19 protein-coding genes and 1 tRNA gene are annotated in these 21,097 nt (G+C 68.7%); 10 read left to right on the top strand and 10 right to left on the bottom strand.

Annotated elements, in window-relative coordinates; genetic code table 11:
• Positions 1 to 767: 767 nt before the first annotated feature.
• The 6 genes from AB0E69_RS06210 to AB0E69_RS06185 form a co-directional block, all read right to left on the bottom strand.
• Positions 768 to 1,007: a hypothetical protein gene (locus AB0E69_RS06210; protein ID WP_360140333.1), complete on the bottom strand. Its 240-nt coding sequence runs from the start codon at positions 1,005 to 1,007 to the stop codon at positions 768 to 770.
• Positions 1,000 to 1,191, bottom strand: coding sequence for a hypothetical protein (locus AB0E69_RS06205; RefSeq protein WP_360140330.1), 192 nt, complete (start codon positions 1,189 to 1,191; stop codon positions 1,000 to 1,002). Before AB0E69_RS06205 ends, AB0E69_RS06210 begins: the two co-directional genes overlap by 8 nt.
• 47 nt (positions 1,192 to 1,238) lie before the next feature.
• On the bottom strand, positions 1,239 to 2,102 hold the full coding sequence (locus tag AB0E69_RS06200; protein WP_360140327.1) for a helix-turn-helix transcriptional regulator: 864 nt from the start codon (positions 2,100 to 2,102) through the stop codon (positions 1,239 to 1,241).
• On the bottom strand, positions 2,083 to 2,601 hold the full coding sequence (locus tag AB0E69_RS06195) for a DUF6879 family protein (protein WP_360140324.1): 519 nt from the start codon (positions 2,599 to 2,601) through the stop codon (positions 2,083 to 2,085). The genes AB0E69_RS06200 and AB0E69_RS06195 overlap by 20 nt, the downstream gene beginning before the upstream one ends.
• A 5-nt stretch (positions 2,602 to 2,606) precedes the next feature.
• Positions 2,607 to 2,801, bottom strand: a complete 195-nt coding sequence (locus tag AB0E69_RS06190; protein ID WP_360140321.1) for a hypothetical protein — start codon at positions 2,799 to 2,801, stop codon at positions 2,607 to 2,609.
• Between the two features lie 428 nt (positions 2,802 to 3,229).
• Positions 3,230 to 3,301 (bottom strand) — tRNA-Gln (locus AB0E69_RS06185).
• A gap of 127 nt (positions 3,302 to 3,428) precedes the next feature.
• Here AB0E69_RS06185 and AB0E69_RS06180 point away from each other — a divergent pair.
• From AB0E69_RS06180 to AB0E69_RS06155, 6 genes are all read left to right on the top strand, one after another.
• Positions 3,429 to 4,445 (top strand): acyl-CoA desaturase, encoded by a 1,017-nt coding sequence (locus AB0E69_RS06180; RefSeq protein WP_360140318.1) that lies wholly within the window; start codon positions 3,429 to 3,431, stop codon positions 4,443 to 4,445.
• A gap of 59 nt (positions 4,446 to 4,504) precedes the next feature.
• Positions 4,505 to 5,146 carry a TetR/AcrR family transcriptional regulator gene (locus tag AB0E69_RS06175; RefSeq protein ID WP_360140315.1) on the top strand — a complete coding sequence of 214 codons (642 nt, stop codon included), beginning with the start codon at positions 4,505 to 4,507 and terminating at the stop codon, positions 5,144 to 5,146.
• A 61-nt stretch (positions 5,147 to 5,207) separates the two neighbouring features.
• A complete protein-coding gene (locus AB0E69_RS06170; protein ID WP_360140312.1) occupies positions 5,208 to 6,389 on the top strand; it encodes a sensor histidine kinase in 1,182 nt (393 codons plus the stop codon).
• Entirely contained in the window at positions 6,386 to 7,051 is a 666-nt protein-coding gene (locus tag AB0E69_RS06165; RefSeq protein ID WP_360140309.1) for a response regulator transcription factor, read from the top strand. The genes AB0E69_RS06170 and AB0E69_RS06165 overlap by 4 nt, the downstream gene beginning before the upstream one ends.
• Positions 7,052 to 7,198: 147 nt before the next feature.
• A complete protein-coding gene (locus tag AB0E69_RS06160) occupies positions 7,199 to 7,927 on the top strand; it encodes an ABC transporter ATP-binding protein (RefSeq protein WP_360140432.1) in 729 nt (242 codons plus the stop codon).
• 1 nt (position 7,928) lies between these two features.
• Complete coding sequence (locus AB0E69_RS06155; RefSeq protein ID WP_360140306.1) at positions 7,929 to 10,391, top strand: ABC transporter permease; 2,463 nt, start codon at positions 7,929 to 7,931, stop codon at positions 10,389 to 10,391.
• Between the two features lie 43 nt (positions 10,392 to 10,434).
• Here the strand turns inward: AB0E69_RS06155 and AB0E69_RS06150 are convergent, their stop codons facing one another.
• Together AB0E69_RS06150 and AB0E69_RS06145 are read right to left on the bottom strand one after the other, a co-directional pair.
• The gene (locus AB0E69_RS06150; protein ID WP_360140303.1) at positions 10,435 to 10,782 is read right to left on the bottom strand and encodes a VOC family protein; all 348 of its coding nucleotides are present in this window, start codon (positions 10,780 to 10,782) and stop codon (positions 10,435 to 10,437) included.
• Positions 10,783 to 10,784: 2 nt separating this feature from the next.
• Positions 10,785 to 11,561, bottom strand: a complete 777-nt coding sequence (locus AB0E69_RS06145; RefSeq protein WP_360140300.1) for a methyltransferase domain-containing protein — start codon at positions 11,559 to 11,561, stop codon at positions 10,785 to 10,787.
• Between the two features lie 64 nt (positions 11,562 to 11,625).
• Between AB0E69_RS06145 and AB0E69_RS06140 the strand changes: the two genes are divergently transcribed.
• Positions 11,626 to 12,156, top strand: a complete 531-nt coding sequence (locus AB0E69_RS06140; RefSeq protein WP_360140297.1) for a MarR family transcriptional regulator — start codon at positions 11,626 to 11,628, stop codon at positions 12,154 to 12,156.
• Positions 12,157 to 12,657: 501 nt separating this feature from the next.
• Here AB0E69_RS06140 and AB0E69_RS06135 read toward each other — a convergent pair.
• Entirely contained in the window at positions 12,658 to 14,445 is a 1,788-nt protein-coding gene (locus tag AB0E69_RS06135) for an ABC-F family ATP-binding cassette domain-containing protein (protein WP_360140294.1), read from the bottom strand.
• Positions 14,446 to 14,508: 63 nt separating this feature from the next.
• Here AB0E69_RS06135 and AB0E69_RS06130 point away from each other — a divergent pair, with 63 nt between their 5' ends.
• Positions 14,509 to 15,357, top strand: coding sequence for a fructosamine kinase family protein (locus tag AB0E69_RS06130; RefSeq protein ID WP_360140291.1), 849 nt, complete (start codon positions 14,509 to 14,511; stop codon positions 15,355 to 15,357).
• Here AB0E69_RS06130 and AB0E69_RS06125 read toward each other — a convergent pair.
• On the bottom strand, positions 15,341 to 17,230 hold the full coding sequence (locus AB0E69_RS06125) for a translation factor GTPase family protein (protein WP_360140288.1): 1,890 nt from the start codon (positions 17,228 to 17,230) through the stop codon (positions 15,341 to 15,343). The genes AB0E69_RS06130 and AB0E69_RS06125 overlap by 17 nt on opposite strands.
• A 167-nt stretch (positions 17,231 to 17,397) precedes the next feature.
• On the opposite strand from AB0E69_RS06125, the gene AB0E69_RS06120 reads away from it, so the two are divergent.
• Positions 17,398 to 19,593 carry a tetratricopeptide repeat protein gene (locus tag AB0E69_RS06120; RefSeq protein WP_360140285.1) on the top strand — a complete coding sequence of 732 codons (2,196 nt, stop codon included), beginning with the start codon at positions 17,398 to 17,400 and terminating at the stop codon, positions 19,591 to 19,593.
• Positions 19,594 to 19,750: 157 nt separating this feature from the next.
• Positions 19,751 to 21,097 carry a class I tRNA ligase family protein gene (locus AB0E69_RS06115; protein ID WP_360140282.1) on the top strand — a complete coding sequence of 449 codons (1,347 nt, stop codon included), beginning with the start codon at positions 19,751 to 19,753 and terminating at the stop codon, positions 21,095 to 21,097.

The following is a 21,097-nucleotide window of genomic DNA, read 5'->3' as shown; positions in this document are numbered from 1 at the left end:
CTTCCCGCCTGCCGTTCGGCCCACGCGTAGCGCGATCAGGAGACGCCAGAGGGGCCAAGATGGAGCGCCCCACCGGACGAACGATCTTGGCCCCTCCGGTGGCTCCTGATAGGTCATGACTGGGCTGAGCGGCAGGCGGGAAGACGCACCCCGACCCCACTCCGAACAGCCGGCCAAAATCGGCCCATCATCCCGGAGTCGTGAGGCCCCCGCCGGAGGCGATGTCGTTGGACTTTAGTAAAGACACCGAGAGCGGGCGCGGGCGGTGAACGGCCGGAGGCCGCATGCGCACGCCCGCGCCGCGCGCCGAAGGCGCGCCTTGATCCATAAGAGGTCAATCCGGCAAGGCGGCGGATGCGAGTTTCGGCATCGCTGCGCGAAGATGTGACGGTGGAGAATCTCGTACCGACATGGCGACGGCACAATTGCGCGCGGGCACACCGCACATTCGGAACGATGGCGAAGTGCATCTGGAAGGACACTCCGTGGATCAGGGGAACAGGTCCTGTCGCCCTCGTGTCCTGCGCTCGATCAATGGGCCCTGTCAGGTACGGGCATGGCGCAGTGTCCCTGTATGAGTCGGTCGACGATGCGATGAAGGACAAGCGGCAGATCGATCAGACCGGCTGCGGAGGTGGCTGCCGCCGTGACCACGTGATGGTGATGCTCGAACTTCCGTAGGGCCTGCCATCCGGCACGAGCTGAGGCGGAAGACGCGTCTCGGCAGGACGGGCGCAAGTGCAGGGAAACCCCGCCCGGCCTGCCTGCTACGTGGACCGCGGTGGACGGTGGAGGCCGCGCCACTCCAGTTGGCGGTAGCGGCGGGTGGACATGCGTGGAGTGACGGGGCCTCGCATCAGGTACGCCTCGACGCACCAGGGAAGGGTGCGGCTGACGTTGCGCGGGTCGTAGCCGTCCGGGTGGACGCCGTTGCGGCGGTCGGTTGTCCAGGTGCGGAGGGCCCAGCGGCGGAGTTGGCGGTCTCGGACGTTGCGGCGCTCAGTCATCGAGCCACTCGGCTCCGGTGGCGTCGCGGTGGTAGCCCTGGTGGTGGCCCTTGATGCAGTTGCGGCCGGTCATAGGGTTCTCTCCGTCGCAGCGCTCTGCCGCTTGCAGCAGCGGCCAGCCAAGCCCGCTGGGCCGCGGCGAGGTCGGCTCATCACCCCACTCCACAGCAGTTGCCGAGGTCATATCTGGACCGTAGGAAGGTGGCCCAGTCTGCGGCCATACAGTTGCGGCTAGTTGCTTGAGGCTAGTTCTTCTTGCACCTTGATGAGCAGCGATCGTGCCTGCGGTCCGTAGAGGGCGGATCGTCTCAGCATGTCGAACATGCTCTCGTAGAGCGCGATCTCCTGCGGTGCGGTCACCTCGATGCTGGCTGTGGGCGTCTCCAGGGCAACGAGTTTGTCATCGAAGATCCAGAAGCCGGTGGTGCTGACTGCCTCGCGTTCGATCATGGCCGGCACGATCCCAAGGGCGACGTTGGGGAGGGTCATGATGGTGAGCAGGCGGTCGAGCTGGCCGGCCATGGTGTCGGCGTCGCCGAACCAAGTACGGAGGGCGTTCTCCTCCAGGACAACCGCGAACCTTCGCTTGCTCTCGTAGATGATCGCTTGGCGCTCCAGCCGCGCCGCTACCGCGTCATCGATGTCGGTGTCAGTGTCGGTATTGAGGAAACGCGTCCAGAACGACAGCATCGCCCGGATGTAATCAGCGGTCTGGAAGAGCCCGGGTACGACGCTGTGCTCGTAGATCCTGAACTGCTCGGCCCGCTCGTAGGTCTGCTGAAACGCCAGCATCAGCTGCTTCACGCCCGAGCGAGCGCGTCGACGGAACTCGACGTACATCGACTCGATCGCCCGCGCCTGCGCGATCAGGTCCGCGGCCTGGTCCTCGGCACCACAGACCCGGCACCACGTCTGGATGTCCTGATCGGTGGGTGCCTGCACGCCGTGTTCGAGCTTGCTGATGCGCGTGAAATGCCAACCGGTCGCGGCTGCGAGCTCGCGACCGGTCAGCCCGGCATCCTTGCGCAGATTCCGAAGGCGGAGCCCTAGGGCTTCCTGGACCTTTCGAGCTGCGCTATTCGGGTTTGTACTCACTGAAAGGGATCGCCAACGGCCACACCTGGTCGAAGGCCGTGCGGCACATCTCGACAGTGGCCGGGTTCGTGGTGGTCGTGAGTGCGTTGTTCAGTCCCGCCCCGGAGTAGTGCAGGAAGACCACCCGCTCGTCGTCGAAGACGTAGTAGTCGTTACCGGGGAAGCAGAGTTCGGAGACCTGCCTCCTTGGGATGAACCGCTCATCCTCGCCGGCGTCGACGATCGGTCTCGTGATCGTGAGCGTCCAGCGTTGGTATTCGCTGAGCGGTTCGGAGACGATTCGGGCGCGCTTGATCGTTCGCCCGGCCGCCACATGTCGGCGCACCGTCGTACACCAGTCCTGGAGCCATTCGAGGTCATCGGGCTCACCGGCTGCCCACTTCGCCATATACGGAAGCTCAACTTCGGTGCCGTAAGCGTCCCGCATCTCCAGATGGATCGAGCTGCGCTTGAACGTCTTCAGCAACTCTTGGAACTCGTCGTTGGTGATCTCTTCCACGAGTCCTACTTGAAGAACTGGATCATGCGGTCCGGGATCTCGACGGCCGTCTCGCTATCCGGAAGGTTGAGCGTCGCCAGTGCGTCGGGATCGTCCACGACCCATCCCTGCACGACCCAGCTTCCACGGTCGGTCTTGTAGAGCGTGGGCGAGTTCGTCGGGTGGGAGTCCGGGTCGCCTGCTACGAGCGTGAGCTTCATGTTGTATCCCCTGCTTCCGTCGTTGCGTCAGCTTGCTCTGCCGAGTCTGGGGATACCCATTGTTGCCTGTCAGCCGTGTTGCGTGAAGTTGCTTGAGCGGGTGCCCGGATGGTCGGCTCCGTCCGGACCGCAGGGTCGCGGGCATTCGGCCGCGCGGCGGGGTCGTCGGCGACAGTCGTCCGTGGCGGTGGCTCGGAGTAGGTCGGTGGCGCACGGAGGTAGGAGCGGCGCGGAGCACGGCGACGGAGGAGCCGCGCGTAGCGTCGCGACGCCGGCGGTAGCCGGCAGCACGCCAGCGGCAGCTGGCAGGAAGCCGGCGGTAGCTGGCAGGAAGCCGGCGGTAGCCGGAGGGTGGGTGGGAGCTCGTGGAGCGGCTGCGGCGGAGGAGCGTAGCGACGACGGAGTGGCCGCGTAGCGAGCGTGGGTTGCTCCCCCGCCAGGTTTCGATCCTGGTCTTCGAGATTCAAAGTCTCGCGGGCTGCCGATTACCCCACGGGGGATCGTGGTGCGGAGGACAGTGTGTCATGAGTGAGGGGGATGACACGCCCAGGGGTTCCCTACCTACGGTGCCGTAGGTTACGGTGGCGTAGGTAAGGACCCCCTGACCCCGAGGGAAGTGCAGGCACCATGACCCCACCCGCCGTGGCCACACCGGAAGCGCCGGAAGCGCCGACGACCCAGGCCGTCACCGGGCCGTACGACGACGACGTGAACACCGGCACGCTCGGCGGTGAGCAGAAGCAGGTCTGGGAGCAGGTGGCGCTGGCGCTGTTCATCGGCATCCCGTTCCTCGCCGTGCTGGCCGCCGTACCGATCGCATGGGGTGGCTTCCTCGGCTGGCACGACATCATCCTGGCGGCGGTGTTCTACACGCTCGCCGGGCACGGGATCTCGATCGGCTTCCACCGGCTGTTCACGCACAAGTCGTTCAAGCCGAACCGCCCGCTGAAGTACGCGCTGGCCATCGCCGGCTCGCTGGCGATCGAGGGTCCGGTGGTCCGCTGGGTGGCCGACCACCGCAAGCACCACAAGTTCTCCGACCGCGACGGCGACCCGCACAGCCCGTGGAAGTACGGCAACACGGTCGGCGGGCTCACCAAGGGCTTCTTCCATGCCCATGTCGGCTGGTTGTTCGACACCGAGCAGACCCCGCAGCGGCAGTACGCGCCGGACCTGCTGAAGGACAAGGACATCGTCCGGGTGTCCCGGATGTTCCCGCTGCTGGTCGCCACCAGCCTGCTGCTGCCGGCCGTCATCGGTGGCCTCTGGTCCATGTCGTTCGAGGGCGCGCTGACCGCGTTCTTCTGGGCCAGCCTGGTCCGGATCGCGCTGCTGCACCACGTCACCTGGTCGATCAACTCGATCTGCCACACGATCGGCGACCGGCCGTTCAAGAGCCGGGACAAGTCCGGCAACGTGTGGTGGCTGGCGATCCTGAGCCAGGGCGAGTCGTGGCACAACCTGCACCACTCGGACCCGACCTGCGCGCGGCACGGCGTACTCAAGGGTCAGCTCGACACCTCCGCCCGCTGCATCTGGTTCTTCGAGAAGATGGGCTGGCTCTCGGACGTCCGCTGGCCGGTGAAGGAGCGCCTCGAAGCGCGCCGGAACTCCGCCTCGACGCGCACGCTCAAGGCGGCGTGAGCCGTAAAAACTCCACCGGCGGGACCCGAAGTACGGCATGATGCTGACGTGATCTCGACGTGACGGAACCCAAACCGCGGCGGTCCGGCCGGATCCGGATGACGAGTGCCGAGCGTCGCGAGCAGCTCATCACCATCGCCCGCGGCCTGTTCGCCCAACGCGGGTACGAGGCGACGTCGGTGGAGGAGATCGCGCACCGCGCCGAGGTGTCCAAGCCGGTTGTGTACGAGCACTTCGGCGGCAAGGAAGGCCTGTACGCCGTTGTCGTCGACCGCGAGGTCCGCGCGCTGCTCGACGGCGTCACGGGCGCGCTCACGGCGGGCCGCGCGCACGAGCTGGTGGAGCAGGCGGCGCTCGCCCTGCTGGACTACATCGAGCACAACTCCGACGGCTTCCGGATCCTGGTCCGGGACTCGCCGGTCGGTTCGTCGACCGGCTCGTTCATCTCGATCCTGAGCGACGTCGGCACCCGGGTCGAGCACATCCTGGCCGAGGAGTTCAAGCGCCGCGGCCTGGACCCGAAGAACGCCCCGATGTACGCGCAGATGCTGGTCGGCATGGTCGCGCTCACCGGCCAGTGGTGGCTGGACGCCCGCAAGCCGAAGAAGCAGGACGTCGCGGCCCATCTCGTCAACCTCGCCTGGAACGGCCTGGCCGGCCTCGAGGCCAAGCCGGTCCTGTCCACCAGGCCCCACAAGTAGTACGCCGAAATCCGCCCGTGGCATGACCCACCGCCACGGCGGGGCCCGTACCCTGGCCCGCATGACGGGGATCCTGACCGCGCGGCCAGTGCCTGCCCGCAGCAAGGCGTTCGACCTGCTGCTGGCGGGTGCGCTGTGCGTGACCTTCGGCTTCCTGTCCCTCGCGCAGGCCCACCTCGGCGGCATCCTCGCGTTCGGCATGCTGGTCCCGCTGGTCTGGCGCCGGACCCACCCCGAACTGGTCTTCTTCACCGTCACCGCGGCCGGCGTGCTGCAGTGGCTGGCCGGTGTCCAGCTGATGCCCGGCAACGTCGGCCTCCTGGTCGGGCTGTACGCGATGTCGGTGTACGGCGTTCCGCGCCTGAGCCGGATCGCCCTCGGCATCGGCGGCCTTGGCGTGCTGATGGCGACGTCGCGCTACTACAGCAACAGCGACTGGAAGCAGCAGGTCACGATGATGGTCGCGCTCGGCGCGGTTGTCTTCGCCACCTGGGCGTTCGGCGAGCGCCGCCGTACCCGCGGTCTGTACGTCGCTCAGCTCGAGGAGCGGGCCACCCAGGCCGAGCGGGACCGCGACCGCGAGGCGAAACTGGCCGTGAGCAACGAACGGACCCGGATCGCCCGCGAGATCCACGACGTGGTCGCGCACGGGCTGTCGATCATGATCGTCCAGGCCGACGGTGGGCTGTACGCCGCGGACCAGTCGCCCGAGGCCGCGAAGAAGGCGCTCGCCACGATCGGCGACACCGGCCGCGCGAGCCTGACCGAGATGCGCAAGATGCTCGGCCTGCTCAAACAGGACGAGCAGCACGAGCTCGACCCGAACCAGCCCCGCCCGCAGCCCGGCGTCTCCAGCCTCCCGGAGCTGGTCGACAACGTCCGCGCGGCCGGCCTGAACGTCGACTACGAGGTCACCGGTGTGACCCGCGACCTGCCGGCGCTGCTCGGGCTGACGGCGTACCGGATCGTGCAGGAAGGGCTGACGAACACGCTGAAACACGCCGGGCCGGGGGCGCACGCCTCCGTGAGTTTGGACTTCGGGCGCGAGATGCTGACCGTGGTGGTCACCGACGACGGCCGCGGTGGCGGCGTCGCGCCGAGCTCCGATCCGGGGCACGGTCTGGTCGGGATGCGGCAGCGCGCGTCGATCTCGGGCGGTACGGTGTCCGCCGGACCGAAGGCGGGCGGCGGTTACGAGGTGATCGCCAAACTGCCGTACCAGCTGTCGGAAGGAACACAGTGAGCGAAGTGATCCGGGTCTTCTTGGTGGACGACCAGGAGCTCGTCCGGGCCGGGTTCACGATGCTGGTGGACTCGCAGGCCGACATGCGCGTGGTCGGTCAGGCCGGCGACGGCGGCGAGGCGATCGAGAAGATCCAGGTGACCGCCTGCGACGTGGTCCTGATGGATGTCCGGATGCCCCGCCTGGACGGTGTCGAGGCCACGCGCCGCCTGCAGTCGTTGCCACAGGCACCGAAAGTGATCGTGCTGACCACCTTCGACCTGGACGAGTACGCGTTCGCCGCGATCAAGGCCGGCGCGGCCGGCTTCCTGCTCAAGAACACCCCGCCCGCGGACCTGCTGAACGCGATCCGCCAGGTGCACTCCGGCGACGCCGTAGTCTCCCCCAGTACGACGAAACGGCTGCTCGAGCACTTCGCCGGGGCCCTCCCCGACGCGGACACCGAGCGGCCGGACCTCAAGGACCTGACCGCCCGCGAGCGCGAGGTCCTGGTCGAGGTCGCCCGCGGCCTGTCGAACACCGAGATCGCCAAGCTCTTCACGTTGTCCGAGGCAACGGTCAAGACGCATATCGGCCGGATCCTGGCCAAGACCGGCCTCCGCGACCGGGTCGCGCTGGTCGTCCTCGGCTACGAAACGGGACTCGTCCGGCCGACGAAGTAATACCCAGGTCGTACGCCGGTTCCCGTCTGCGGTCCGACGAGATCCGGGCCGCCGGACACTAACTTCTTGCGTAACGTCGAGTTACCAAGGAGTGAGATGAGCTTGCAGACCGGTGAGCCCGCCGCGGGTCAGTTGCCGCTGGACGGGATGCCGCGGACCGCCATCCGTGCGCACGAGCTGCGCAAGGTGTACGGGCACGGCGACACCGCCGTGGCCGCCCTGGACGGGGTGTCGGTCGACTTCGGTGTCGGCCAGTTCACCGCGATCATGGGCCCTTCGGGGTCGGGCAAGTCGACGCTGATGCACTGCCTGGCCGGCCTGGACACGCCGACCGACGGGCAGGTCCAGCTCGGTGAGACCCTGCTGACGCACCTCCCGGACGCGGAGCTGACCAAGATCCGCCGGGACCGGGTCGGGTTCGTGTTCCAGTCGTTCAACCTGCTGCCGATGCTGACGGCGAGGGACAACATCCTGCTCCCGCTCGAGCTGGGCAACCGCAAGCCGGACCAGGTCTGGCTGGACACGCTGATCGAGGTCCTCGGCCTGGGAGACCGGCTGACACACCGGCCGTCGGAGCTGTCCGGTGGCCAGCAGCAGCGGGTCGCCGTGGCCCGTGCGCTGGTCGGGCGGCCCGAGGTCGTGTTCGCCGACGAGCCGACCGGCAACCTCGACTCCCGCTCCGGCGCCGAGGTGCTCGGCTTCCTGCGCCGCTCGGTGCGGGAGTTCGGCCAGACCGTGGTGATGGTGACCCACGACCCGCTCGCCGCGTCGTACGCCGACCGCGTCGTGATGCTCGCCGACGGCAAGCTGGCCGGCGAGCTGCGCAACCCGACCCCGGAGTCCGTCCTCGACGCGCTGCGGCAGCTGGGAGCCTGACGTGCGACGGTCCATCCTCTCCTCGCTGCGCGCCCACCTGGGCCGCCTGATCGCCGCCTGCCTGGCGATCGTGCTGGGGGTCGGCTTCGGCACCCTGGCGATGACCGTGCACGCGTCCGCGTCGCACGGCATCGACGAGACGATCGGCGCGCAGTACCGCGGTGTCGACACGGTGGTCCAGCCGTTCGCCCAGGCCATCACCCCCGCCGACGTCGCCAAGGTGCGGGAGGTGCCGACGGCCGCGTCGGTGGTCACGTACACGACCGCGTACATGCAAGCCGCGTTCGCCGGCCTGGTCCGGCCGGAGAGCCTGGCGATCGACGCGCTCTACGACTCCACCCGGATCGCCGGTCCTGGTACGTCGTCCGGTCGGTTGCCCAACGCAACGAATGAGATCGCGCTGCCGAAACGGCTGGCGGACAAGCACAAGGTCGCGGTCGGCCAGTCGTTGCGGATCAGCTCGTACAACAACAAGTCCTGGACCGTCACCGTCGTCGGCCTGATCGACGACTCGAAGACCGTCGGTCCGACGTCCGCTGTCGCCACCCCGGCCGCGGTGAAGCTGTTCGAACCGGACGCCGAGATCCGCGCGATCGGGATCGCCGCGCAGCCCGGTGTGACGCAGCTCCAGCTGACCAACGACGTGAACGCCGTCATCCCGCACGGTCTGACCGCCTCGACCGGTGCGCAGTTCATCGATCACGAGGTGAAGAGCTTCACCAACGGGATCGACGTCCTCGGTGGCGTGTTCGGCATGTTCGCCGTGATCGCGCTGTTCGTCGCCTGCCTGGTGATTGCCAACACCTTCACGATCGTGATCGCCCAGCGGACCCGCGAGATGGCGTTGCTGCGCTGCGTCGGGGCGTCCCGCAAGCAGGTGTTCTCGTCCGTGCTCGCCGAGGCGACTGTGGTCGGGGTGGTCGCGTCGACGATCGGTGTGGTGTTCGGCGTCGCGCTGTCCGCGCTCGGTCTGGCACTGTCCCGCGAGTTCGACTGGGGCATCCCGCCGCTACCGCTGCACCTGGACCTGCTGTCGATCTTCGCCCCGCTGCTGCTCGGCGCGGTGGCCACGATCGTCGCCGCGATCGTCCCCGCCCGCCGCGCGACGAAGGTCGCGCCGCTGGCCGCGCTACGCCCGGAGGTCGCTCCGGCGGCCGCATCCAAGGCCGGGGTACTGCGGTTGGTCCTCGGCTTCCTGCTCCTCGCGGGTGGCGGGCTGCTGCTCGCGGCCGGCGCGTCCTCGCACCAGGTGATCCTGGGTGTCGCGGGCGGGGCGGTGTCGTTCCTCGGCATCCTCGCGGTCGGGTCCCTCCTGGTACCGGCGCTGATCCGGGTGATCGGTGCACTACCGGCCCGCAATGGCGGAGTACCCGCCCGGATCGCCGTCGCGAACGCGGTCCGGAACCCAAAGCGGACCGCCGCCACCACGTCGGCGCTGCTGATCGGCGTCACGCTGATCAGCCTGACCTGCGTCGGCATCGCCTCGGTCCGGAAGACGTTCGACGTCTCGATGGACGGCCAGTACCCGGTCGACCTGATGGTCACGGCGTACAACGAGAAGATGCCGGCCAGCGCTGAGCAGCAGTTACGCGACATCAAGGGCATCACCCAGGTCGTCCCCGTCAGCAAGGTGAACGTGAAGGCGGGCGGTCAGGAGATCCCGGTGACGGGAGTCAACCAGAGCGACGCCGGCAAGGTCATCCACAACTCCGAGCTGGCCGGCAAGCTCCAGCCGGGTACGGCGCTGCTCGACTACCAGACGCTGCAGATGCTCAACGTGAAGGACGGCGCTCCGCTGACGATCGTGTCCGGCGGGCACAAGCTGGTGCTCACCGCCAAGCTGGTGGTGGGGCTCGACCCGATCACGGTCACGTCGACCGACCTTGCCAAGCTGGCGCCGAACGCGGCGCTGAGCGGGTTCTGGCTGGCGTCCGACCCGAAGGCGGACGGTTCGGACGTGATCGACGCGGTCGAGCAGTCGATCCCGTCGGTCAAGGAGCTGGCGGTGACGGGCGGGCTGGCCGAGCGGACCAGCTACACGAAGGTCTTCGACGTGCTGCTGATCGTCGGCGTCGGCCTGCTCGGGGTCTCGGTCTTGATTGCGCTGGTCGGGGTCGGCAACACGCTCAGCCTGTCGGTCCTGGAACGCACCCGGGAGAACGCATTGCTGCGCGCGATGGGGCTGTCCCGCCGCCAGCTGCGCCGGATGCTCGCGGTCGAGTCGTTGCTGATGGCGCTGGTCGCGGCCGGCCTCGGCATCGTCCTCGGCCTGATCTACGGCTGGACGGGCACCAGCGCCCTGATGGGCGGCCAGACGGTCGACGGCGGCGTGGAGTACGCCGTACCCGTGAAGCTGCTGGTGGTGATCACCGCCGTGGCCGCAGTCGCCGGCCTGCTCGCCTCGGTCCTCCCGGCCCGCCGGGCCGCCAAGGTCGCGCCCGCCGGCGCCCTGGCGACCGAATGAACCAGCGGCTCGCCCGGGTTGAGGGGCCCGGGCGAGCCGCCGCTCAGACGACCTCCACGCGATTCCCATGGCCGTCGGTCGTATGGAAGCGGCGGCGGCCCGGGATGGTGTCGTTGTCCCAGGTGACCGGGTAGCCGAGATCGGCAAGGCGCGCCGCCAAGCCATCGAGGTCGTCGACCGCCAAAGCAGGGTGCGCTTTCTTCGCCGGGGTGAACCCCTCCTCCACACCGACGTGGATCTCCGCGTCGCCCGCCTTGAACCAGCACCCGCCGCGCGCCTTCAGCAGCGCCGGCTTCTCCACCTCGGACATCCCCAGCGCCTCGGCGTAGAACGCCCGCGCCACGTCCTCGCCACCCGGCGGGCACGACACCTGCACATGATCGAGCCTCATCGTCATCCCTTCCGTGCCACCGCGAAGATCCGCCGGAACGGCAGCAGCGTCCCGTAGTCCCGCTGCGGGTAAGCCTCCGCGAGCCGCGCGCCGTACTCCGCCTCGAACCGCACACGCAGGTCGTCCGGCAGTGACTGCAGCACCGGCCGCGCGCCCGTCCCCTTCACCCACTCCAGTACGGCGTTGTCGCCCTGGAGCACGTGGAAGTACGTCGTCTCCCACGCGTCCACCGCGCACCCGAGAGCCGCGAGCGCGTCGACGTACTCCGCAGGCCCCGGAACGTCCGGCCGGAGCGACGCGTCCTTCGCGTACTCGGCGTACGGCTCGGTCTCGGCGAGCTCGCGCAGGATCGCGTGCGACGGCGCGTTGCCGTTGCCCGGGATCTGGATCGCGAGCCAGCCGCCCGGCCGCAGCGCCGCGACGAAGCCGGGCAGGAGGTCGAGCTGTTCGGGGACCCACTGCAGTGTCGCGTTGGTGACGATCACGTCGAGGTCGGCGCCGGTCCACTCCCGGACGTCACCGAGCTCGAAGGTCAGGTGGTCGTCGGCGTACTCCGCGGCTGCGTCGAGCATCTGCTGCGAACTGTCGATGCCGCGGATCGTCGCGTCCGGCCAGACCTGCCGCAGCGACGCGGTCAGCGCGCCGGGTCCGCAGCCGAGGTCGACGACGGTCCGCACGTCGTCGGCGCGCACCCGCTCGACCAGGTCGCGGAACGGGCGAGCCCGCTCGTCGGCGAACGTTCCGTACTGCTCGGGACTCCAGACCGGGGACGTACGCACCGGGCACCTCCATCACGACGATTTATCTTGACATCGAGATACTCTAGCTCCGCGAGGTGTCTTGATGTCAAGAGTCTTGATCGGTAATCTCGACCCCATGGAGGACGAGGTCGACCGGTTGCTCGAGGCCTGGCGCCGCGAGCGCCCCGATCTTGACGTAGCCCCGATGGAGGTGCTGTCCCGGGTCAGCCGGCTGGCGCGGCACCTGGACCGCGCCCGGAGCCAGGCTTTCTCGACGCACGGGCTCGAGTCGTGGGAGTTCGACGTACTCGCGGCGCTGCGGCGCGCGGGAGCGCCGTACCAACTCTCCCCTGGCCGGCTGCTCAAGGAGACGCTGGTGACGTCGGGCACGATGACGAACCGGGTCGACCGGCTGACAGCCCGCGGCCTGGTCGAGCGATTACCCGACCCGGCCGACCGGCGCGGGGTGCTGGTGCAGCTGACCAGCGCCGGACGGGACGCGGTCGACGCCGCGATGGCCGACCTGCTCACTCACGAGCGCGACCTGCTGAGCACGATCAGCGAGCGGGACCAGCAGAAGATCGCCCGGGTACTGCGCGACCTGGTCCGGCCGTTCGACCTGGAAAAGAACTGACCGGCTGGCTTTGTATACGGTTTTTCCGGGCCGCCGGGAATTGCGCCGGAATTATCCGAAAAGACTACCCGTCACTTCGTACCGGTTCCGATCGTTGCTAGTTGCAACGAGATCGAGAGGCTGTTGTAGCCGATCACTGTCGACACCAGGTGAGCGGCCCTACTAGGGTCATTACCGTCGGTGGTTAGGCGACTACACAACGTACGGAAACGCTGGCTTCGGCGGCAAGAGGTGGTCCGCCGAAACTGGTCGCGCGGTGTCCGGGGCTCGGGGCCCGAACAACGCCGGCCGGCCGGGCCCGCTCACCCGCGACCCGCGGTGCGCCCTCCGGATCAACAGGGGACCGGAGGGTGCACCGCGGCTCAGAACCTCGAGTGGTTAACCCCTCGAGTTGAGTCTTATCCCCTTGTGTACCAAGGGAGAACCCTCCAGCCGAGGGGCTATCCCCTCGTGTGGGGACGGGGGCTGCCAGAGGGGTTCTCTGGTGGCGTGGGGGGCGGGTTATTCGGCGCGTTCGGCGGCTTCGAACCAGGCGGTTTCCAGCTCGCCGCGTTCGTCGGTGAGCTTGCGGAGCTCGGTGTCCAGCTCGGCCAGCCGTTCGTAGTCGCTGGCGTGGGTGGCGATCTGGTCGTGCAGCTTCGCCTCGGCCTCGGTGAGCTTGGCGAGCTGGCGCTCGATCCGGTTCAGTTCTTTCTTCGCGGCGCGGGCCGCTGCCGCGTCAACCACCGCGTTGTTTTCCGCCGCCGAATCGATCGGCCCCGGCGCGGCCGGTGACAACGCATTTGCCGTGGTGCGCCGCGGAATTCCGGACTCGAGTTCGTCGAGATACTGCTCGACGCCGCGCGGCAGGTGCCGGACGTGGGCGTCACCCATGATCGCGTAGACCATGTCGCTGACGCGTTCCAGGAAGTACCGGTCGTGGGTGACGGTGACGACCACGCCCGGCCAGCTGTCCAGGAAGTCCTCGAGCACGGTCAGCGTCTCGACGTCCAGGTCGTTCGTCGGCTCGTCCAGGATCAGCACGTTCGGCTCGTCGAGCAGGACGCGGAGCAGCTGCAGCCGGCGGCGTTCGCCACCGGAGAGGTCCGAGATCCGGGTGGTCAGCTTGTCGCCGGTGAACCCGAACCGCTCGAGCAGCTGCGACGACGTCAGCTCACCACCGCGCCCGGCGAGTGCCGCCGTACGCCGGATCGCGGTGATGTGGTCCAGCACCGTCACCGAACCGTCGATCTCCTCGAGGGTCTGGGACAGGTTGGCGATCCGGACCGTCTTGCCCTGCTTGACCACACCGCGGTCCGGGGGCAGCTGCCCGGTGAGGACCTTGAGGAACGTCGTCTTGCCGGCGCCGTTCGGACCGAGCAGGCCGATCCGGTCGGCCGGGCCAAGGCGGAACGTGACGTGGTCGAGCATCTTCCGCTCGCCGAAGCTCAGGCTGACATCCTCGACGTCGAACACGTCCTTGCCGAGACGCGAGGTCGCGAGCTGGGACAGCGCGAGCTTGTCGCGCGGGGGCGGCTCGTTCTCGATCAGGGCGTTCGCGGCGTCGATGCGGAACTTGGGCTTGCTGGTCCGGGCAGGGGCGCCGCGGCGCAGCCACGCCAGCTCCTTGCGCAGCAGGTTCTGGCGCTTCTCCTCGCTGACCTGCGCGGAGCGGGTCCGCTCGGCCTTGGCCAGCACGTAGGCGGCGTACCCACCGTCGTACGACGTGACGCTGCCGCCTTGGACCTCCCACGTCTCCGTGCAGACCGCGTCGAGGAACCAGCGGTCGTGAGTGACCACGATGAGCGCACCGGCCCGGTCGACCACGTGCGCGGCCAGCCAGCTGACCGCCTCGATGTCGAGGTGGTTGGTGGGCTCGTCGAGGATGAGCAGGTCGACCTCGATGAGCAGCAGCCGGGCCAGCGAAGCGCGGCGGCGTTCACCACCGCTCAGGCTGCCGACGAGCGCCTGGTGGTCGACCTCGCCGAGCAAGTGCTCCATCACGGAGCGCGCTCGGGGGTCAGCCGCCCAGGTGTACGTCTCGACGTCGCCGAGGACCGCGTGCAGGACGGTCTGGTCTGGATCCAGATCGTCGCTCTGCCCGAGGTAGCCGAGCCGCAGGTCGCGGTTGTGGGTGATCCGCCCGCTGTCCGGCTCGGCCTGACGAGCCAGGAGCTGCAGGAGGGTGGATTTGCCGTCGCCGTTGCGTCCGACCACACCGACCCGCTCGCCGCGCCCGATACCGAGGCTGACCGAGTCGAGAAGGACGCGTGTGCCGAAGCCTTTGGAAACGGCCTCTAGATTGACCAAGTTAGCTGCCGCCATAACGCGCCCCAGGGTATCCGACCGCACCCGTGTGCCAAGATCGTCCGCGTGCTGGATCCTTCCTGGCTGACCGGCCTCGCGCTCGGTGACCCCATCGCGGCCAATCCGTTGGACGGCGGGTACGCGAGCAAGACCTACCGCGTCCGTACGACGCTGGGACGCAGCGTGGTCGTGAAGACACAGGACTCGCTGCCTCCAGACCTGTACTACCTGGAGGCCGACGGCCTGAACGCGCTCCGGTCCACCGGCGGGTTCGCCGTACCCGAGGTGCTGCGGATGACGCCGTCGTTCATCGTCCTGTCGGACCTGGGTACGTCGGAACCGTCGCCGACGTACTGGGAGGACGCCGGGCGGGCGCTCGCGGCGCAGCATGGGCAGACCGCGGCCGAGTTCGGGTATCACCAGGACAACTACCTGGGTCTCCTCCCGCAGCGAAACCCGTGGACTGCCGACGGCCACGCCTTCTACGCCGAGCATCGTCTGCTCCGCTTCCTGGAGCTGCCGACCTGCCACGACCAGTTGCCTCCAGAAGACCGTCGCCGGCTCGAACGCGTCGCGGGCAGGCTCACGGACCTCATCCCGGACCAGCCGCCGTCGCTGCTGCACGGTGACCTCTGGCACGGCAACCTCCTGCCGAGCCCGACCGGCTCCCCGGCAGTGATCGACCCAGCCGTGTACTACGGCTGGCCGGAGGCTGACCTGGCCACGCTGCTCATCTACGGCCAGCTCTCCGACTCCTTCTTCGAGGCCTACGAGGAGGTCCATCCGCTGACCCCGGGCTGGCGGGACCGGCTCCCGCTCCTGCATCTCCGCGAGCTCCTGAGCATCACCGCACAGACTCCGGAGGCCGCGGAGACGGTCGGCGAGATCCACACCATCCTCAAGAACTTCGATTGAGGTGCATCAGGTACTGCTTCTGGTTGAGCGGGTTGCCGTCGGTGCGGGTGCGGGTCGGCGGTGGGCCGGCGACCGGTTGATGGGTGCGGAAACTGGTGGTGAGGAGCGCCTCGCCGCGAGTGAGGGTCGGCAGGTAAGACTCGAAGGGGTGGGTGGTGGCGGCCGGGATGGTGCCTTCGAGGTGGGCCTGGGTCTCGGAGAGCGTGGTGGCCGTCACCAGGCCGCGGTGTTCGGCGATGTGGGCGAGGACGCGGGAGAGCGTCTCGGAGGGGACGTCCAGCTCGAACTCGTTCACCGGTTCCATCACCGTCGTACCTGCCGCAGCGACAGCCTCCAGCAGGACGAGCGGGACGAGCCGGCGGAAGTCGCCGGCGGTCGTGACCGGGCTGAAGTACGCCGTGTAGGTGAGGTCGATCCGGCAGTTCGGGACCTCCCAGCCGTACAGGCCTTGATGCAGCGTGAGCCGGACGGTCTCCTCGATGGCGGTGTGGAAGGCGCGCGGCAGGCCGCCGAGCTCCACCTCGAGGTGATAATCGATGCCCTCGGCAACCGGTGAGACCCGGAAGCCGACGCCGGCCGGCCACGGGCCGGTGCCGATCTCGCGGAACGCGGTGCCGACGCCGTCGACCCGCTCGACGTAGATCGGTGTGGTTTCGCTGAAGGCGACGTCCACGCCGTACTCCGTCTCGAGCAGTGAGGCGATCACCTCCTTCTGCACCTCGCCGTACAGGCTGACGGTGATCTCGTCACCCTTTCGCACCCGGATGAGCGGATCCTGCTCGGCGAGCTGGGTCAACGCCTGGAACAGCTTCACCCGGTCGCGCGCTCCGACGACCGTTTCCAGCGTCGGTCGCGCAAACAGCCGATCCACTGCCGCCGTTGGTACGCCGAGCTGATCGCCGATCTGGATCGCCTTCAGCCCTTTGAGCGCGACGATCTGACCCGCTTCGGCTCGCTCCACCACCTGCCGTCCGCCGTTGGCAAACACCTCCACCGCACTGGGCCGAACCTGATACGCAACACCGTCTGTTGGCAATACATCCAGGGGAGTCCGGGGCGTGATCGTACCCGTGAGGATTCGTGCCGACGCCACCTTCTGCCCCGCCGCACCACGCTCCACCTTGAACACCCTTGCCCGCAGCTCGTCCGTCGGCGATCCGGTTGCTCGTGGCAACCAGGTGCGGATGCCTTCGATCACCTCGGGGATGCCGACTCCGGTCATCGCGGAGCCGAAGTACACGGGATGCACCCTCGTCTGCGCGATCTGGTGGCGGAGCTCGTCGGCGTAGTCGAGCTCCGCGCCGTCAAGGTACGACGCGAGGAACGAATCGTTGTACTCGGCAAGAATCTCCGCGATGTCCCTGGACTGCACCGCAAGAGGTGTCACTCCGGCCGTGCGGGTTCCCAGGTCGGTGACTGTTTGGAGGGGGATGGCGGCGGGGGTGAGGAGGCGGTGGAGGTCGGCGAGGAGGTCGTCGTACCTCGCGCCGACCCGGTCGATCTTGTTGACGAAGAGCAGGGTGGGGATGCGGAGGCGGGTCAGGGTGCGCATCAGTAGGCGGGTCTGGGGCTGGACGCCTTCGACGGCCGAGATGACCAGGACGGCGCCGTCCAGGACGGAGAGGGCGCGCTCGACCTCGGCGATGAAGTCGGAGTGGCCGGGGGTGTCGATCAGGTTGACCGGGAGGTCGCCCAGCTCGAAGGAGACCACGGCGGAGCGGATCGTGATCCCGCGCTTCCGCTCGAGGTCCATCGAGTCGGTCTGGGTGTTCCCGTCGTCGACCCGGCCGACCCGGTCGATCACACCGGCGGCGTACAGCAGCCGCTCGGTCAGGCTGGTCTTACCGGCATCGACATGCGCCACGATGCCCATCGTCAGAGAGTTCAAGAGTCCTCGCGGATGCGTAGAAGCGATCAGTACCCATGGGGTGGATCGTTCCTCGGCGCATCCCAGTTCTCCTGCCTGTCTGCGGTGGCTCTCAGTTTCGGACGGTAACATCTTCGCCCCGGGGCGACGACCTATTTTCGGGTGAGGACGGCATGGCGCACACCTTCGCGGACCTGCTGACGACGTACCGCCGCGCAGCCGGCCTGACCCAGGAGCAGCTGGCCGACCGCGCCTACCTGAGCCTGGCCGCCGTCAGCGCCCTCGAACGCGGAGTACGCCGGCGGCCGCACCACAACACCGTCACAGCCCTCGCCAAGGCACTCGCACTGACGGCAGAACAGCAGGCGACCTTCACCACGGCCTCCCGGGCTCACGTCAAGCAAGACGGCCCCGCAGCACAAGTGGACGGGCGGGTCGACGTCATTGTGCCGCGGCAGCTGCCGGCGGTTCCCGGCGACTTCACCGGGCGGGAGGTGGAGCTTGCTGCGCTGGATGGCGTGCTGAGCGGGGCCGCGGTGGTTGCCATTACTGGGATGGCCGGCGCCGGGAAGACGACGCTCGCGCTTCAGGCGGCGCATGCCGCGGACTACCCCGACGGACAGATCTACCTGGATCTGCGGGGGTTCGGGGACACCGAGCCGGTCAGACCGCTCGATGCCCTGACCACGATCCTGGGCGCGTTCGGCGTCGCCGACGTACCGCTCGAGACCGACCAGGCCTCGGCTCAGCTTCGGACCGTCCTGGCCGGGCGACGAGCGCTCCTGCTGCTCGACAATGCGCGGGACGCCCAGCAGGTGGAGCCGCTGCTGCCTGGCGTGGGTTCGTCGGCGGCGATCGTGACCAGTCGGGGTGACCTGTCGATGTTGCCTACGACCTACGTCGTCCGGCTCGGGCTGTGGAGTGAGCAGGACGGGCTCGACTACCTCCGCAAGACCGTCGGCGACCGCGTCACCCAGGACCCGCGAGCCGCCCGCGACGTGGTCAAAGCCTGCGGGTTCCTCCCCCTCGCCGTCCGCATCGCGGCGGCTCGGCTCAACAGCCGACCAACCTGGACCGTCGCCCATCTCCACGATCTGCTCCACGACGAGCGCCTCGACCAGCTGCAGAGTCAGGACCTCGGCGTCCGCGCGAGCTTCGCCGTCTCGCTCAGTCAGCTCGACCCGAAGGCCCTCGAAGCCTTCCAACGGATCGGCCTTTTCGTAGGCCCCGATCTGACCCTCGATGTAGCGGCCTGCCTCTTCGACTGGTCCGAGCAGGACACCAGACGCGCGCTGGAAGAACTCTGCGACCTCCATCTCGCCGAGTCCCCCGCTCCCGGCCGCTACCGCCTCCACGACCTCCTCCGCTCCTACGCTCGCGAGCTCGCTCCCACCGCCGAACGCACCGAAGCCCTGACCAGAGTCACCGACCTGTACGCCGCCGTCGCATGGCGTGCGATCGAGGCCAACACCCCGAACGCGACCCGCCTCCCCTGGTACACGGCACAGACCGCCGACGTCGACAACCCCCTGACCTGGCTCGACGGTCAGCGTCCATACCTCGTCGCACTGATGACAGAGCCGGTGCGGCCGCAATCCCTGATCAGGCTCGCGGTCGGCCTGCACAGCTTCTATGTCACCCGCGGCTACTGGCTGGACTGGCAGCGCGTCCTCACCACTGCCTTGGAGCTGCCCAACGACGACCCCGCCGCCGAGGGCTTCCTCCGCAACGATCTCGGCCTCGTCATCTACGACCTGGTCCTCGCCGGCGCCCAGGACACCGGAGACGCAGTTCGCCAGCTCCGGCTGAGTCTCGAAGCGTTCGAGAAGCTGGGGGAGGACGCTCCGACCGCGATGAGCCTGACCAACCTCAGTCACGTCTTCTCGCACTCCGGCCGGCACGCGGACGCCGTCGAGACCGCGCTCCGGGCGGTCGAGCTCTACCGGCGGATCGACGACGCCCACGGCGAGGCGCTCGCCCAGATCAACCTTGCCCAGTCGTACGGCGGACTCGGCCGCCCCGACGACCAACGCCAGAGCTACAACCGCAGCATCGGGCTCGCGACCGCCGACGGCGACGACCGCGTCCTCGCGGAGGCGCTCCTCGGCTCGGGTACGGCGTACCGTCAAGCAGGCGACCTCGAGCTCGCGATCGACGAGCTGACCAGGTCGGCCGAGGTCAATCGCGTCGTCGACGACCAGGTCCAACTCGCGCAGGCGCTCGACGAGCTCGGCGTCGCGCTACGCCAAGCCGGCCGGCGCACCGAAGCGATCGCCCGGCACGAGGAGGCCCTGCAGATCGCCGAGCAGTTCCACGACGGCTTCCGCCAGGACCTCATCCGCGCGCACCTGGCCGACGCCCGCGACTGAACTCAAACGACCGCTTGCCACGCCGGTCCGAGAAACCCTTGTTTTCAAGGGTTTTCAGGCTGGTGAGGTGCCGGTCGGCGGAGTAACGTCGCGGACTGCGACCGCTCGAGTGAGGAGGGTCGCCGTCTTTGCCGCCCATGCGCTGGGGAGCTGCCGCATGTCCAGATCCGGTGTGACCGTGGTCGTCGTACCGCCCGCGACGGCCAACGGCCCGCTGCACGTGGGGCACCTCTCCGGGCCTTACCTGGCCGCGGACCTCGCGGCCCGGGCGGCACGGGCGCGCGGTGAACGGGTGGTGGCGACCGCCGGCTTCGACGTCCATCAGAACTGGGTGCTGACCCGCGCCGAGTCCGAGGGCGTCCCGGTCGAGAAGCTGGCCGCCGCGTTCCGGGACGAGATCATCGGCGCACTGGATGCCGCCAGAATCCGGTACGACGTGTTCCTCGACCCGCAGAGCGCGGCGTACCGGCGCGGCGTCACCACTCTCGCCGCCGACCTCACCGAGGCCGGCCGGTTCCCGATGCGCAAGATCACCCTGCTGGCCTGCGAGGACTGTGAGCGGACGCTGCACCAGTCGTACGTCGTCGGCACGTGCAGCTGGTGCGGATCCGGCGCGGCCGGCGGCGGGTGCGAGGGCTGTGGCGGGTACACCGCGGCCGACAACCTGACCGACGCCGTCTGCAACCGCTGCGGCGGCAGGCCGAGGCCGTTCCAGGCGACCGTGCCGGTGCTGTCGCTGGAGGACTACCGCCAGGAGCTGATCGAGGTCTGGCTGCGCGCCGAGCTCAACGACCGGGCCCGGCAGATCGTCACCCACTACCTCGAGCGGCGGCTGCCCGACATCCCGCTCGCGTACCCGACCAACTGGGGTCTCGAAGGCACCGGTCCGCACGAGGGCCTCCGGCTCGAGGTGTACGCCGAGGTCGGCCTCTCGACCGTGTACGGCGTCGCGCAGGGCGTGCAGCCCGGTGCGGTCGGGCTCGAGGCGACGTCGCGGGCGATGGCGGAGGTCGGGTCCTGGTGGCACTTCAACGGGATCGACAACGGGTTCTACTTCACGATGTTCTGGCCCGCGCTCTACGTGGCGTGCGGCGTACCGGTCGACGCGATCGGCGGGGCGCAGGTGAACGAGTTCTACACCCTCGACGGCGCGAAGTTCTCGACCAGCCGGAACCACGCGATCTGGGCGAACGACTTCCTCGCCGACGAGGACGTCGACATCGTCCGGCTCTACCTGGCCTGGGACCGCCCGGACCGGTACGCCAGCGACTTCACCGAGTCGTCGTACCGCGAGTTCGAGGCCTGGGTCCGGCCGCTGCTCGACGGCGCGGTCCGGGTCCCGGCGCTGCCGGCCGCCCTGGCCGAGGCCGACGTCCAACGCGGTACGGCGGCCCTCCGGCTGCGTGGTTTCGACCCCGCGCTGGCGGCCCGCTCGGTCCTGAACGGCCTCGCCGCGGGCGCGCCAGGCGCCCGGGAGCTCCTCGCGATCCTGACCGGACGGTGA

It is taken from the genome of Kribbella sp. NPDC026611 (assembly GCF_040638345.1).
Classification (GTDB): domain Bacteria; phylum Actinomycetota; class Actinomycetes; order Propionibacteriales; family Kribbellaceae; genus Kribbella.
The sequence above is the reverse complement of the archived record's forward strand: the minus strand, read 5'-3'. Positions and strand labels throughout refer to the sequence as shown.

Coding starts and splice junctions, on each gene's coding strand:
- AB0E69_RS06140 (WP_360140297.1), top strand. CDS start 11,626: ATGTCAAGAGTCTTGATCGGTAATCTCGACCCCATGGAGGACGAGGTC.
- AB0E69_RS06115 (WP_360140282.1), top strand. CDS start 19,751: ATGTCCAGATCCGGTGTGACCGTGGTCGTCGTACCGCCCGCGACGGCC.
- AB0E69_RS06170 (WP_360140312.1), top strand. CDS start 5,208: ATGACGGGGATCCTGACCGCGCGGCCAGTGCCTGCCCGCAGCAAGGCG.
- AB0E69_RS06125 (WP_360140288.1), bottom strand. CDS start 17,230: ATGGGCATCGTGGCGCATGTCGATGCCGGTAAGACCAGCCTGACCGAG.
- AB0E69_RS06120 (WP_360140285.1), top strand. CDS start 17,398: ATGGCGCACACCTTCGCGGACCTGCTGACGACGTACCGCCGCGCAGCC.
- AB0E69_RS06190 (WP_360140321.1), bottom strand. CDS start 2,801: ATGAAGCTCACGCTCGTAGCAGGCGACCCGGACTCCCACCCGACGAAC.
- AB0E69_RS06150 (WP_360140303.1), bottom strand. CDS start 10,782: ATGAGGCTCGATCATGTGCAGGTGTCGTGCCCGCCGGGTGGCGAGGAC.
- AB0E69_RS06160 (WP_360140432.1), top strand. CDS start 7,199: ATGCCGCGGACCGCCATCCGTGCGCACGAGCTGCGCAAGGTGTACGGG.
- AB0E69_RS06180 (WP_360140318.1), top strand. CDS start 3,429: ATGACCCCACCCGCCGTGGCCACACCGGAAGCGCCGGAAGCGCCGACG.
- AB0E69_RS06210 (WP_360140333.1), bottom strand. CDS start 1,007: ATGACTGAGCGCCGCAACGTCCGAGACCGCCAACTCCGCCGCTGGGCC.
- AB0E69_RS06205 (WP_360140330.1), bottom strand. CDS start 1,191: ATGACCTCGGCAACTGCTGTGGAGTGGGGTGATGAGCCGACCTCGCCG.